At 49.4% G+C, this 15,405-nt stretch carries 6 protein-coding genes and 1 pseudogene; 6 read left to right on the top strand and 1 reads right to left on the bottom strand.

Annotated elements, in window-relative coordinates:
* Window positions 1–40 precede the first annotated feature (40 nt).
* The 5 genes from NE536_RS01405 (at window position 41) to recD (ending at window position 13,332) form a co-directional block, all read left to right on the top strand.
* Window positions 41–1,138 carry a DUF58 domain-containing protein gene (locus NE536_RS01405; protein ID WP_261271560.1) on the top strand — a complete coding sequence of 366 codons (1,098 nt, stop codon included), beginning with the start codon at window positions 41–43 and terminating at the stop codon, window positions 1,136–1,138.
* A complete protein-coding gene (locus NE536_RS01400; protein WP_261271559.1) occupies window positions 1,135–3,360 on the top strand; it encodes a transglutaminase TgpA family protein in 2,226 nt (741 codons plus the stop codon). The genes NE536_RS01405 and NE536_RS01400 overlap by 4 nt, the downstream gene beginning before the upstream one ends.
* Window positions 3,361–3,515: 155 nt before the next feature.
* On the top strand, window positions 3,516–7,283 hold the full coding sequence (gene recC, locus NE536_RS01395; protein WP_261271558.1) for an exodeoxyribonuclease V subunit gamma: 3,768 nt from the start codon (window positions 3,516–3,518) through the stop codon (window positions 7,281–7,283).
* Window positions 7,280–11,101: an exodeoxyribonuclease V subunit beta gene (recB, locus tag NE536_RS01390; protein WP_261271557.1), complete on the top strand. Its 3,822-nt coding sequence runs from the start codon at window positions 7,280–7,282 to the stop codon at window positions 11,099–11,101. The genes recC and recB overlap by 4 nt, the downstream gene beginning before the upstream one ends.
* A complete protein-coding gene (recD, locus tag NE536_RS01385; RefSeq protein ID WP_261271556.1) occupies window positions 11,098–13,332 on the top strand; it encodes an exodeoxyribonuclease V subunit alpha in 2,235 nt (744 codons plus the stop codon). Before recB ends, recD begins: the two co-directional genes overlap by 4 nt.
* A gap of 21 nt (window positions 13,333–13,353) precedes the next feature.
* On the opposite strand, the pseudogene NE536_RS01380 reads toward recD, so the two are convergent.
* A pseudogene (locus NE536_RS01380) lies at window positions 13,354–13,811 on the bottom strand (GNAT family N-acetyltransferase).
* A gap of 377 nt (window positions 13,812–14,188) precedes the next feature.
* Here NE536_RS01380 and NE536_RS01375 point away from each other — a divergent pair.
* Window positions 14,189–15,202 (top strand): D-alanine--D-alanine ligase, encoded by a 1,014-nt coding sequence (locus NE536_RS01375; protein WP_107947413.1) that lies wholly within the window; start codon window positions 14,189–14,191, stop codon window positions 15,200–15,202.
* Window positions 15,203–15,405 lie beyond the last annotated feature (203 nt).

The following is a 15,405-nucleotide window of genomic DNA, read 5'->3' as shown; positions in this document are numbered from 1 at the left end:
GCATTAAAGCAAGCCATTCAACCATGGAAGTGATGCAGAAGTGAAACGACTGATACGCCCTACTTTCGTTCCGACTCTAGTACCGATTTGGCAGCGTTGGTTAGCAAGGCGTTTACCACCGAGTCCTGAAATCACCTTAAGCCATCGCAGCATTTTTATTTTGCCGAGTGGTTTCGGTTTGGTTTGGCTCGGGTTGGTTTTACTCTTATATCTATTTGGCACTAACTATCAAAATAACTTAGTCATTGGCCTTAGCATCTTACTCCTAAGCCTGTTTAATACCTGTATTCTCTACAGTTACAAAAATCTTGCTGGTCTACATTTACGCGCCATGACGCCGCCCGAAGTCTATGCGGGCGAGACCTTAACTTTTCCTGTCCTCATCAGCACCCATCATAGTGGTCATAACATCCAGCTAAACTATCCGCATAATCACACTTATACAGTGCAGAACGTCGGTACAGATGAACAGCAAGCGCTCGTGCCCTTCGAATATCATCAGCGGGGCCAAGTGTCACCAGGTCGGCTCAAAATTGAATCCTTCTATCCCTTAGGGCTTTGCCGCGCATGGTCCCATGTGGATTTGGCCATTAGTCACTTAGTCTTTGCCCAGCCGATTGAAGCGCCGCTGCAACTTGAGGCTGATCATACTCAGTCTGAGCAAGATCCCCTGTTACTGGCGGGTAAACATGTGTCAGGCATCGATGAGTTTAAAGGACTTAAACCCCATGTGCTCGGCGAGTCCCTCAAGCAAGTGGCGTGGAAACAGTGGGCGCAGGGTCGCGGTATGTTGAGTAAAGAGTTTCAGCAGCCCCAAGGCGATCCCGTTTGGTTAAGACTCAGACCCGATGCTAAACGGCTCGAAACCCAGTTGAGTCAATTAAGCTGGCAAATCAATAAACTCACGCAACTCGAGCAGTATTTCGGCTTACATCTGCAAACACCCATGGGCGAGGATATATTGATCGCGCCCTCTATCTGTCATAGCCATAGGATCGCCTGCCATAAGGCCCTCGCCTTGTATCCCCAGCTAGCGCCGTCAGCCGTTAATTCGTCATCAGCGGCAAAGCACTCAAATAAAACGGCTAAAACCACCAGCAAGAAACGTCATATCCCGACCACGAGGGAACAGGTATGACATTAACGGCCAACAGCACGACACCGCAAATTGGCGATAATATCAGCCGTCAGACTTTATTTTGGTTATTGATCACCAATATCGCCGTACTCAGCCCGCTATTTGATAAAACCACGCCTTGGACCTTAGGCATTTGCGCAATTTGTTTGCTGTGGCGTGTGGGGATTTATGTCGGCAAAGTGGCAAAGCCGCCGCGTTTTCTGGTCACCAGTCTTGCGATCGGCGCCGCAACCACACTGGCACTCGTGTCCAAGGAAATAGGCTTACTCAACGCACTCGTGAATCTGCTGCTGTTAGGTTATGCCTTAAAATACATTGAAATGCGTAACCAAAGGGATGTGCGGGTTGTCGTCCTCGCGGGCTATTTTATTATCGCGCTGACCTTTATTGATCACCAATCCTTACTCAATACCGCGCATTTACTCGTGGTGACGTTGATCAACACCTGCGTGCTCGTGACCCTGTATCAAGATAAACACTCCCTAAAACACACGGCGTGGCTCGGTAGTAAATTTTTACTCCAGAGTGTGCCCCTCGCGCTGCTGTTGTTTTTGGTGTTACCGCGTTTTGCGCCGCTCTGGTTAGTGCCCAACATGAAAGAAGCGCAAACGGGCTTGTCCGATAGTCTGGCCATTGGTGATATCGGTAAGCTCACCCGTTCGACCGAGCTGGCCTTTAGGGCGAGTTTTACCAATGCGGCGCCCATTAATGCTGAGTTATATTGGCGCGCTCTGGTGATGGAAAACTATGACGGTATGACTTGGCGTCAGGAGGAAGGCATTAAAAAGCTGCAAAAAGATGCGCTGCTGTTTCCGCCCTCTCGGCCCAGCCCCGCATTGATGCTTAATAATCCAGCTTTGATGGTCACCAGTCCTGACGCTATGAACAATATCCCTGATTTAATGACCAATGATCCTGATTTAACAAAGAACCCCGCTTCGATAAGTAGCGAAGGTCAAGATACTGCAAAACAAGGCAAGCAAAACAATAAGCCGAGTATTCGTTACCAAGTGATTGCTGAGCCGAGCCACCAGCAGTGGTTATTTGGTCTCGATGTCGCCTATAGCCAAGATGATAACGTGGTCAATATGCCCGACTATCGGCTGTTAGCGCTGCGCAATGTCGATCAGCGAATGAGTTATCAAGTAGAGTCTTGGCCCAAGGCGAAGATGGATCTCAAGCTCTCGGCGCGGCAAAGGCAGATTAACCTCGAACTGCCGAGTAACAGTAATCCACGAACTTGGGCACTGGCCGAGCAATTCAAGACTCAATATCCCGAGCCTAAGCCACGATTGTGGGCCATGATGCGCCACTTCAATACCGAGCCTTTTTTCTACACACTCACGCTGCCTCCACTTGGGCCGCAGCAAGTGGATGATTTTCTATTTGAAAACAAAGCCGGATTTTGTGTGCACTATGCCGCAGCCTTCGTTTTTATGGCGCGGGCCACAGGTTTACCCGCACGTATGGTTACAGGTTATCAGGGCGGCGAATTTAATCCGCAAGCGGGTTACTACAGCGTGTATCAATATATGGCCCATGCATGGGCAGAGGTTTGGCTCGAAGGTGAAGGTTGGGTGCGTTTCGACCCGACCGCTATGGTGGCGCCCGATCGTATCGAACAAGGTTTCGACGCCCAGTTTGATCCTGCGCTAAGTTACCTGCAGGAAAGCCCTTTTAGTAGCTTACGCTTTAAATCTATGCCTTGGCTCAATGAGTTAAGGCAACGTTTTGCCAGCATAGATTATTACTGGAGCGTGTGGGTACTGGGTTTCAATCAAGATAGACAGAATCAAGTGCTCAGCGGCATCTTAGGTGATGTAACTAACACTAAAATCGCGGTATTTATGGGGCTGTGTATCAGCCTTATCGTGCTCTATATCGCCTACAGTGCGGGACTATTACATTTTAGCACTCAGGGCGATCCTATCAGTGCTCGCTATCAACAGATCTGCAATCGCCTCGCCCGCCATGGTATTAAGCGTAATGACAGTGATGGGCCAAACCAATTTGCGCAGCAGATTATCGAGCAATACCAACACAGTGCACCACAGCTTTGTACGCTGATGCACACCTTGACCCAAAGTTATGTGGCGCTGAAGTATCAAGATTTACCGGCTGATGACTATCAAGCGCATTTAACAAAATTTAAAGCGGCGGCGAAGCAACTGAATTGGTTATTGCTCAGGGTAAAGGTGAAAAAGAAGTTCACGCTAGCCTAGCATTGGTAAGCTGAGCATTAGCCGGCCAAGTTTCACCAGTTTAATGCTAAGTAAACGCCTAAAATTGCGGGTTAATTCCACAGAAGCAGCAATAGTGTTGAATCTTATAAATCAAACACATAGAATTGTTTTACTGTCACCATGCCGAGTTACACATGCTAAAGTTAATCCAGTCCAATCAGATGGAAGTGCTCTGCGCCCATTTAGCCGCTTACCTGACCCAACCCCTTACTTTTGCACGTCTACTGAGTAACGAGCATATTCTGGTGCAGAGTCCTGGCATGTCGACTTGGCTGCGCCTCGAAATCGCCAAACAAAATGGGATTGCCGCCGCATTGGAATTTCCGCTGCCGTCGAGCTTTACCTGGCAGTTGTGCCATGACTTATTACCCGATGTGCCCAAGGACAACGCCTTCACTAAGGCGGCGATGACCTGGAAGCTGATGCAACTCTTGCCGCGCATGTTACAAGATGACGCCTTTGGGCCGTTGAGACACTATCTAAGTCATCAGCAATCCCGCACAAATGCCGCCGATACAAGTGAACTGCACAACACCCGTGATATGACGGCTGACGATATTAAGCTGTACCAACTCTGTGGCCGGATTGCCGATATCTTCGACCAATACTTAGTGTATCGGCCCGATTGGATTTTAGCGTGGGAGCAAAACGAGCATCCCGACTCACTCACCAAATCGCTGAATGAAGACCAACGCTGGCAACCTATTTTATGGCGCGCGCTCATTGCCTTTAACCGTGATGAGCTTAATCAAAGCCATTACCACAGGGCTAACCTGCACAGTGACTTGATTGCCGCGCTGAATAACCCCGACACGTCACTCGCCCAATTGCCACAACGCTTATTTGTGTTTGGCATTTCCTCAATGGCGCCGCAAACCCTTGAGGTGCTTTACCATCTGGCAGGCCGCATCGATGTGATCGTGCTGGGTTTAAGCCCATGTCAGCACTATTGGGGTGACATTGTTGATCCCCGTAATCGTGCCCGCATGGCGGTGCAATATGCGGGTAAACGTCAATTAGCAGAACTATGGGAAGATAAACTCGAAGTAGGCAATCCGCTGCTTGCCAATAACGGCAAGATGGGCCGTGAATTACTCGATATGCTGCTTGAGCTCCCCGCCGAACACTGCGACTTTGGCGACGATGTGTATTGTGAGCCCTGTGACGATCCCAACTCGCCACACAGTCATGCCAGCATGCTCCACGGGGTGCAATACGATATTTTAGAGATGCAAACCTTAGACAGAGTGCTAGGGCCTGATGCCGAGCTGTATCAGAATGTCAAGCACAGACGCCTGCTTAAGCACGACGATGAATCCATTCGAGTCAAAAGTTGTCACAGTCCACTGCGGGAAGTCGAAACCCTGCACGATCACTTGCTTGAGTTACTCTGCAACCATGCCGACCTGACACCCAAAGACATAGTGGTGATGATGCCCGATGTCGCCGCCTACGCGCCCTACATCGATGCCGTCTTCTCGGCGAAGCAAGGCCTGCATTACATTCCCTACGCAATTGCCGACCGCGGCGCAGCGCAGGAATCACCGCTCATCAATAGCTTTTTGAATTTACTCGGGATTAATCAGAGCCGTTTTGGTCTGACCGACATTTTGAGCATACTCGAAGTGCCCGCCATTTTGCGCCGTTTCCAGCTCGATGACGATGAATTGCAACTCATCCGCCGCTGGTTAGATGAAGCGGGCGTGCGCTGGGGCCGCGATGAACAAAGTCGCCTAAAACAAGGCGTACCGGCATTTGAGCAAAACTCCTGGGCCTTTGGTATTAAAAGGCTGATTTTAGGCTACGCCTTGAGTGACGATGCGCCGCTATACCAAGATCATCTGATCGTGACTGGCATCGAAGGCCAATCGGCGCAGGCGTTAGGTAAGTTACTCAATTTTATTGAAGTACTCGATAAAACGGCGCAAATACTCGCCTTACCGCAAGTGGGCGCCCTGCGTTTGGCTGAATTAACTGAGCTGCTGGATGCCTTCTACGACACAGATGAAGATGAGCGCGAGCAGTTACAGGAAATCCGCGATGCCATTGCCGCCCTAGAGCAAGAGTTACTATCAGCGGGCAAGCCATTAGATACAAACTCGTTAGATACAAGTATGTTCGAGACGCTAGCCCAACAGAGCATAAGCGGACTTAGCCTCAGTATTGAAGTGCTGCAGCAATGGTTTAATCAACGCTTAACCGAATCTCGGGTCGGCCAGCGTTATCTTGCGGGAAGCGTGAACTTTTGTACCTTGATGCCGATGCGCTCGATCCCCTTTAAGGTCGTGTGTTTACTCGGCATGAATGATGGGGTTTATCCTAGGGTTCAGCATCCTGTCGGCTTTGATTTAATGGCTCACTTTGGTGCCCGTAAAGGCGATCGCTCCCGCCGCCTCGATGACAGATATTTGTTTTTAGAAGCCTTATTGTCGGCGCGCGAGCAACTGTATATCAGCTATATAGGCCGCAGCGAACGGGATAACTCTGAGCGTATCGCCTCTATGCTCGTCTCTGAACTGATTGAATATTGTCAGCTGTGCTATTTGCCTGAAACGCTATTGGCTCAATCGCAGAAAGCTTCAAGCCCCATAGAACCAGAAGATGCTGAAAAAGCCCTCTATAACGCGATCGTCAGCCACCAGCCGCTGCAACCCTTCGATCCTAAGTTGTATCAATCCGCAGTAAAAAGTGATGACAAAGATGGCTCAAACATAGGCCAAAGTTACAGCCAGCAATGGTGTCCGCCCAATGTCGACGCTGCGGGCACACATGCGGGCCGCTTTATCGGCGCACAAACTCGCATCCTGCTCGAAGCGGATGAGCAAGACTCAATGCCAGATACAGAGGCACAGCCCGCTTCTGTGCGCGAACAACAGCAAAGCAAGCAAGTGGATGTGTCTGCCCTGATCCGTTTCTTTCGAAATCCGGCGCAGTACTTCTTCAACCGAACGCTTAAAGTCGATCTTAGCCTTAATATTCAGGCCGATGATAATGACGAGCCCTTTAGCCTAAATGCCCTAGAGCGCTATATGTTGCAGGCCCAGTTACTCGACGATGCCATAGGCCAAGGTCTGACTGAGCCCGATATCGAGCTGATTAAACGCCTCAAAGCCAGCGGCAGTTTGCCGATGCAGCCCTTCGATGATTTGCTACTGCGCCAATATCAGCATGATATTAAACCTTTGATTGGCAGAACCTTGTTCCTCAAGGGAGAACAAGCCAGCAGCCATGCGGATATTAAACTCGTGTTTGACTTGCCCATCACGGCGGGCAGATCCCAGCAAGTGTTACTGCAAGGCCGTATCGATGACTTAAGCCCTAAGGGATTAGTCAATTACCGCCCTGGTAGCGCCCACGGCCGCGATGCGCTTAGGTTATACCTTCGCCACCTGTGTTTAATGGCAATGGGCCACACACATGCAAGCTATCTACTCGACATGGGGCATTTCCACGCCTTAGCGCCAATCACAGCTGAGCGCGCCCATGCGTTACTGGCCGATTTGCTGGTGCTGTTTTATCAAGGTCAGCAATACCCACTGTGTTTTATGCCGCGCACCTCACTGGCCTACGTCAGCAGCGAGGGTGAGCACGATGAGCGTTTGCAGCAAGCGTTACCTGAATGGCTGGATGAGCAGAGTCAATTAGGTGAAGGGAACGAGCCCCATTACCAACGCTTATTCAGTTTTCCGCGGGATTTCTCTGAGAATAGCTTTGGCGTATTAGCCGAGCGCATCTATCGCCCTATGGTGAGTTTATATCTCAAAGATACGCTGGCTCAGCTTGAGGAATTTGCGCTGAACGATGGCATGAGCCAAGGCCAAACTCCCAATGTACAAGCGACTGAAACACACGCTACTGCAGCACATTTAAACCGCGATAGCGCACAGGGAGAGCAAGCATGAGTGAACAGATTCAGTTAAACGCAGCAGCCTTACATTCAGCGGCGCAGGCGCTTGATCCACTCACATTGCCCTTTGGCGGTAGTCGTCTTATTGAGGCCAGCGCTGGCACAGGTAAAACCTACACTATTTCAGGTCTTTATTTACGCTTATTGCTTGGTGATGGCATAGCAGCGCCGCTGACCTGTGAGCAAATTCTCGTGGTAACTTTCACCAATGCGGCCACCGAAGAGTTACGGGACCGTATTCGCCGGCGTATTCAAGTCGCCTTCAAGTGCTTCTTAGGGCTAACGATTGCCGATCCCTTTGTGCAGGCGCTGTATGACAACACCCCAGAGAGTGAACGCGCCATTGCCCTGAGGCGATTCGATCTCGCCCTTAAATCCCTCGACGAAGCGGCAATTTTTACCATCCACGGTTTCTGTCAGCGAATTTTATCGGATCTCGCCTTTGAGTCCTCCCTGCTGTTCGAATCGGACTTCACCTTAGACGACAGCGAGTTTTTGCACCATGCCGTGCGGGATTTTTGGCGTGAGGCCTGTTATCCGCTGCCCGATTACTTAGCACAAATCATTGCCAAGGAATTTGGCGAGCCCGATGGCTTAGTCAAGCAGTTGCGACCGCTCCTTGGCGCCAGTCAAGCAAAGCCTCTGAAACCCGCGCTTAAGTTTGATGCCTTGGCCATGTCACTGCGCCAAAGTTTAGAGCGCTTTAAATTAGCTTGGCCACGGGGACGCGATGGCTTATTGGCATTGCTACACAGTTTGCCACTGAATGGCACCCGCTTTGGCAAGGCAACGGATAAATACCCCAAGCTCGCCGCCATGTTCGATGCGCTGGATAACTGGCTCGCCTTCGGTCATGGGTTGCCGCCACTGAAAGAGTTAGAAGCCTTGTCCTTGTCTGAGTTAAAGCTCAACAAGGGCGGCGTGATCCCAAGCGTGAGCGAAGCGCCGCTGATGGATCATATGGAGCAGCTCGCTACATTGATTGCCGCCATTAAACCAGCGTTTTTGTATAGTGCGAAACTTGGTATAAGCGAGCGATTTGCCCAGCAAAAGCAGCAAAAAAATGTGCTGACCCCAGATGATTTACTCACGACATTAGCGAGCGCGTTAAACGCCAATAATGAAACCTTGCCCAAAGCCGTGGCGACACGTTTCCCCGTCGCGCTTATTGATGAATTCCAAGATACCGATCCGCTGCAATTTGCGATCTTCTCTGGCATCTACCAAGGCCGCTACTCGTTTGAGCAGCAAGGCAAAAACGATACAGAAAATAAGCTCAGCCTGTTGATGATTGGCGATCCTAAGCAAGCCATTTATGCCTTCCGTGGTGCCGATATCCATACCTATATTGAGGCCCGCCATCATACGCAGGCGCACTATCATCTGGATACCAACTACCGCTCAAGCGCAAACATGGTCGCTGGGGTTAACCATCTGTTTAGCCAGCATCACGATCCTTTTATCAGTCAGTCGATCCCCTTTGATAGCGTGAAAACGCCCAGCAGTGCCAAGGGGAAAACCCTCACTGAAAAAACCGTCAATCCAGCGGCCTTAAGATTAAGACTCTTAAGCGAAAGCGCAGAAAACGGCCTCAACAAAACCACCGCCAGACACTTGCTCGCCGAAGATGCAGCGGCGGAGATCACCCGTTTACTGACAGATGCGGCCAATGGCGAATGCCACAGCCCAAACGGACCTTTAATCGCTAAAGACATCGCTATCTTAGTGCGGGATCGCAACGAGGCGGCGGTGATGAAAACCGCATTAAGTAAACGCCACATAGGCGCGGTGTTTTTAAGTCGCGACAGTGTATTCGATACCCTTGAAGCGCGGGAAATGGCGTTAATTTTACGATCTCTGGCGAATCCTAAGGATGAGCGGGCACTGCGCAGCGCCCTAGCCACGGCATTATTAGGCTACAGCGCCGAGCAAATTCATGCCTTTAACCAAGATGAAGAGCACAGACAGCTGTTATTAGAGCAGTTTTTTAACTTGCACCAAGTGTGGCAAAAACGCGGCATCATGCCCGCGCTATTAAGCCTTGCCAATAGCACTAAGCTGATTGACCGTTTACTGCACTCCGCTAGTACGCAAACCGATGCACAGGAGCAAGATGCCACGAATGGCGAGCGCCGTTTGACGGATTTTCGTCACCTTGCCGAGCTATTACAGCAAAAGGCCACCGAGCTTGATGGTATTAGCGCCCTACTCAATTGGTATGAACAACAACTGATTGATAACACGGGAACCGATGAACAGCAGCTGCGCCTCGAGAGCGAGCAGAATCTGGTGCAGATCGTTACTATCCATAAGAGTAAGGGCCTTGAGTATCCCGTGTGCTTTGTGCCCTTTGTCAGCCTAGCCCGCGACAATCGCCGTCGCCCGACGCCTATGCTGTACCACAGAATCAACGACGCAGGTGAGCAAGAACTCGTGTGGGATATCGAAGGCACAGATGAGGGTTGGGAGCGCGCCCAACAAGAAACCTTGGCCGAAGACTTGCGCTTGTTATATGTGGCGCTCACTCGCCCTGTGTATTTGTGTTACTTGTATATCGCCAATCACAGTCGTCAGCTTAAAAATGGCCTTAAAAGTCAGCTGCATGAAACCGCCATCGGCTATCTGCTCGGCATAGGCGACTCAGAATGTGACTTTGCCCGTGTCTGCAATGCAGCGCAGCAGCTCGCCCAAAATGTGGAAGCCATAAGTATTGATAAGGTTCCCGATGACATAGGCGAGCGGCCATTGCCCTCAAGCCAAGACATAGCACAAATACTGAGCGCGAAAACCTTAACCCGCCAATACTGCACTCCGTGGCGAGTCGGCAGTTATTCAGGCCTAGTTAAAAATACCAGTCATGGCAAAGCCGCTCCGGGCGCCGATGATGAAGCATTAGGTACGCTTGAATATATGGCTGCGCAAACACTCTCTATTCCAGATGAGCCAAGTCATGAGCTGCAGGATGGCATGCTTAATCGCTTTAACTTTGAGCGCGGCGCTAATGCCGGTAGCTTTATGCATTTAGTGCTAGAAGAGATTGATTTTACGCAGGCAGACAGAGACTTACCGCTGCAACTGCCTAAAGCCATGCTGAAATACGGTATCGCGCCCGAGTGGCAAACGGTATTGCACACTTGGTATCTGGATGTGCTGCATGCGCCGCTTGGGCTAATGCCAACAACAGTGCCAGCATCAACAATGCCTACGACAATGCCTTCAACATCGGCCTTCGAGAATCATTCCAAGACACCCAAACCTGAGCATCCTGATTTGTGCTTAGCCAAGTTATCGCCACAGGATACCTTAGTCGAAATGGAGTTTTATTTACCCTTAAGCGAACTTAAGGATACTGAGCTCAATGCGCTACTGCAGCAGTTTGGCTATGAGTCGACACTTAAGTTTGATGATCTCAAGGGCATGCTCAAAGGCTTTATCGACTTAGCCTTTGAATACCAAGGAAAATATTATATCGCCGACTATAAGTCGAATCATTTAGGCGACAACATCAATGCCTATCATCAAAGCGCGCTGCAAAGTGCCATAACCGATCATAGGTACGATTTGCAGTACATCCTATACTCATTGGCGCTGCACAGATATTTGAGTTTACGCCTGCCAAGTTATGACTACGACAGCCATATCGGCGGTTGTTATTACTTGTTCTTACGGGGTATGTCGGCTCAGTATCCCGGCTACGGTATTTACTACGACAAGCCGCCGAAGGCACTTATTCTCGCGCTGGATTCACTTTTTAATGATAATTTATTTCACAGCAAATTAGCTGGTGCAATCGATACAGGAGTCACGGCATGATGCGCTCAACCCAAGGGCTAAATGCACATTCACTCACAGCCGCGAAATGGATAGACCATGGCGCAATTCAGCTTAGCGCGCCGCTGCCAGAGCTGTTAAAACAGTGGGAGCAAGAACGACTGCTCACACCGCTCGACCGACATTTCGCGCTCGAGATGAGCCACTTGCATCCAAGTGGCAGCCAACAACCCTTGTTTATGTTGCTATGTGCGCTGTTAAGCCAGCAATTATCTTCACAGCATAGCTGCCTAGTGCTTGCCCATATCGTGCCGCTTAATCCTATGGCCGAGCAAAATAGCCATTGTAAAATCAGTTTAAGTCTCGAAGCGCTCACAGAGACCTTGCAAAGCTTTGATGCCGTTGGCCAACATGGCAGTAACAAACCACTTATTTTTGATAATGGCAGACTCTATCTACAACGTTATCATCAATTTGAAACCTCAGTGGCCGCTTCGTTAATCCGCCTATCGGGAAGCGTATCTAAACACTCTGAAGAGGCAAGCCACAAAGAGCATACTCAAACCGCTAAATTGAGGTCACTGTTAGATCAACTGTTCCCTGCCAATGTGAGCGATCCCCATTCACTCACTCGCAATGCACTCACTACCAATGTAATCACTAAAAGTGAAGGCACACAAAGCGCAGCACCCATTGATTGGCAAAAGGTCGCCACAGCAACCGCGCTGGGTAAAAAACTGTCGGTGATCACTGGCGGCCCAGGCACGGGCAAAACCACCACTGTGACTAAGCTTCTGTTATTGTTACAAATGGAGTCCATGCAGGAAATCCGTTTAGTCGCACCCACGGGAAAAGCGGCCGCTCGGTTAAGCGAATCGATCAAAGCCTCGAAAGCGCGTCTGGCGAAGGAACTCAGCACCCGTGCTGATGTTATTGATGAAGCTCGCAATAGACATAGCCAAGATTTTTTAACGGCATTGGGGCGTATTCCAGAGGAGGCATCAACCCTACACAGACTGCTCGGAGTGATCCCCAACTCGCCGCACTTTCGCCACCATCAAGGTAATCCGCTGCGGCTCGACTTATTGATCGTCGATGAAGCCTCTATGGTCGATTTGCCCATGATGTATAAATTGCTCAGCGCCTTGCCCGAGCACGCCAGTTTGATTTTACTCGGCGATCAGGACCAACTCGCCTCGGTTGAGGCTGGCGCTGTGCTCGCCGATATTTGTGCTGGCCTAAAAATGTCAGTTGTTCCCAATAATTTTGCTCAGAACAACTTAGCGTCAAACAGCCCTGCTCTGTGGCAAATGCGCTATTCCAAGGAACAAGCCGAGCGCCTGAGTGCTTTAACGGGTTTTGAGTTAACGCCCTATATCAGCGATGCCCCTAAACTTGGCGATAGCTTGTGTATGCTGATGCACAGCCACAGATTTAAAGGCGATGCAGGGATTGGACTGCTTGCGAGCGCCGTTAATCGCGCAGATCTTCAAGGCATTTTGCAGATTTGGCAACAAGGCCCTGCTGAATTGAGCTGGTTAGAACACAGTATGGTCGTAAGCCAAACCCAAGCCAAAGTGAGCGAGCCTGCTAATAATATGGGACTCAATTTACTGCTGGAGCAAGCCTGCCAGCAATATGGTATTTATCTCAGCGCCTTGAATAGCAATGTAAACATTAGCGATGAAAGTCATAGTGATTTTAGCGCACGTCCAAGCACAGCTGAGATCATAGAAAGCTTTAACCAGTACCGCATTTTATGCGCCATGCGCTCGGGCGATTATGGGGTTGAAGGCATCAATCAGTATGTAACTCAAGCATTGGCCAATGCCAAGCTGATTAAACCGCTACAGGAGTTTTATCTGGGTCGGCCGATTATCATCCAAAGCAATGACTATAACTTAGGCCTGTTTAACGGTGATATCGGATTGATTTTGCAGGATGAAGATAAACCCGAACGTTTAATGGCGCACTTCATCAAGGCCGATGGCAGCCTGTTAAAAGTCTTGCCAGCCCGTTTGCCCAGCCATGAAACCTGTTACGCCATGACAGTCCACAAAAGCCAAGGTAGCGAATTTAGCCGTGTGGCCTTAGTATTGCCGCCAAGTCCCAGCCTAGCCCAGTGGCAACTGCTGACTAAAGAGTTGGTTTACACCGCCATCACCCGCGCTAAAGTGCACTTTACCTGCTTAGGCACCCAGCACGTATTCGAGCGGGCCAGTAGCCAAGCCACTCAACGCGCATCGGGTCTTGCTGACAGGCTTTGGGGTTAAGTTAGGTTGGGTTAGGTTCGTTTAACTCAAGACTAAGCTGTAACGGAAAGAGGTTTTGGTAAACCCTATACTTTCATAGTATTGCTGCGTGGCAATGCGCTGGGTCGATGTAGTGAGTTCGAGTAACTGACAGGCTTCTTGTCTTCCCCGTGCTTTAGCAAAATCAATCAGTTGAGTGCCGATGCCCTGACCTCGCATATCGGCATCCACTACTATCGCCGTAATGCGACAGATACGACTCAAAGCGGGGAAATAATCAAAGAACATCAAGGCCATCACAGCAACAACTTGCGGCTCACCCTGCGCATTGAGTTGCTCGTATACCAGTAACTCATCACTGCGGGACTGAGGGTTATCTTGGTACTCAGTTAACGTCTTGGCTAACGTGGCCACAGGCAAAGCGTAACTAGCTGCTCAAGTAGCAGCTGAATACTCTCTGCATCGTGTAACTGAGCTAACCGAATGTTTTTATTAATCATACAAATTTTACCCTCGCCATTTACCAAAACTCTTTACGATAACTTTCAACCAAGTATTCCCTACAACAATGCCATGTTGAAACGCATCCCGAATGCTAATTTTTTTCGCGGCTATTCATCGCAGCGAATAGTAACTCCACAATTGCAAGACATTGTCAGTTAACCCCACAAAAATCAAAATAACCTCGCCAAATGCACAAGCCCTTATTTGCAATGCGATTAAATGCGTTAAAATTCACCACTTAATTGCCGTCAGTCAGCAAAACCTTGCACTCATAGGGACAAGAAAACTAAGATGACAGCGGTTGTACTATAGGATGATGTTCGTATTGCCACAGGCCGATATCATCCGATTTTGCTCACTTTGAGGAATCATAATGTCTAAGATCAATCTGCTTTTGCTGTGCGGCGGCGGAAGTGCCGAACACGATATTTCATTAATGTCGGCCAACTATTTTGAAACCTCACTGGCAAAATCTGAGCAGTTTTCTGTGTTACGCGTCGAGCTGGATAAATTCGGCCAGTACCGCACAGCAGCTGGTGACGACTGTGAGCTGACCAATAGCCGCGAGATTCGCTTCCGTGATGAAAGCAAAACGCCATGGCCAGTCGATTACGTCATTCCTTGCATTCATGGCTATCCCGGTGAGACCGGCGACATTCAATCCTATTTTAATCTGATCCAACTGCCCTATTTTGGCTGCGAATCCGAAGCGAGCAGCAACTGCTTCAATAAGATCACCGCTAAAATGTGGTTCTCGGCCTTAGGTATTCCTAATACGCCGTATATTTTCCTGAATCAGTTCGATGATGCGGCGATTGAGCAAACCCAAGCGGCTTTAGCACAATGGGGATCGATCTTCGTCAAAGCAGCATCACAGGGCTCCTCTGTCGGTTGTTACAAAGTGGACGACAGCAATAAAGTTGCAGGCGTGCTCAAGGATGCGTTTGGTTATGCGCCCTATGTGATCGTTGAAAAAACCATAAAAGCCCGCGAGTTAGAAGTCGCAGTCTACGAGTACAATGGTGAAGTGGTGGCGACAGTGCCAGGTGAAATCATCTGTGATAGCAACACCTTCTACACCTTCGATGAGAAATACGCCAAAAACAGTAAAGCGCGCACCGATGTGGTCGCGCAACATGTTTCAGCAGAGATCAGCGAACAGATCCGCGCCTATGCAATCAAGGCATTCAAAGGAATGAAGCTGCGTCATCTGTCGCGCATCGACTTTTTCTTAACCGCGGACAATGAAATTCTATTGAATGAAATCAATACGTTCCCAGGTTCTACGCCGATTTCTATGTTCCCTAAAATGCTGCAAAATCACGGTCATGACTTTACTGAATACTTGAGCCTAGTGATTAACGGTCAGCTAACCGCTAAATCTTAACGCTCGCCAACCTGACTCAATGTGAACGCAGATACAGTGTGCAGCACCCGTTTTCAGTAATAAAAAGAGCGCCTAAGCGCTCTTTTTATTTATTATATTTCAATGTGTTATATCTAAAACTTGAATTCTTACCTTACATCTAAATCCGATATCTAAATCAAACTGTCGCTGATTAAGCCGCCCTCACATCAAGGTCCAACGTC

It is taken from the genome of Shewanella septentrionalis (assembly GCF_025370265.1).
GTDB classification, from domain to species: Bacteria; Pseudomonadota; Gammaproteobacteria; order Enterobacterales; family Shewanellaceae; genus Shewanella; species Shewanella hafniensis.
This window is presented reverse-complemented; position numbering and strand designations above follow the sequence as displayed.

Excerpts from the sequence above, each read along its gene's own strand:
- NE536_RS01400 (WP_261271559.1), top strand. The coding sequence starts at position 1,135 with ATGACATTAACGGCCAACAGCACGACACCGCAAATTGGCGATAATATC.
- recB (WP_261271557.1), top strand. The coding sequence starts at position 7,280 with ATGAGTGAACAGATTCAGTTAAACGCAGCAGCCTTACATTCAGCGGCG.
- recD (WP_261271556.1), top strand. The coding sequence starts at position 11,098 with ATGATGCGCTCAACCCAAGGGCTAAATGCACATTCACTCACAGCCGCG.
- NE536_RS01375 (WP_107947413.1), top strand. The coding sequence starts at position 14,189 with ATGTCTAAGATCAATCTGCTTTTGCTGTGCGGCGGCGGAAGTGCCGAA.
- recC (WP_261271558.1), top strand. The coding sequence starts at position 3,516 with ATGCTAAAGTTAATCCAGTCCAATCAGATGGAAGTGCTCTGCGCCCAT.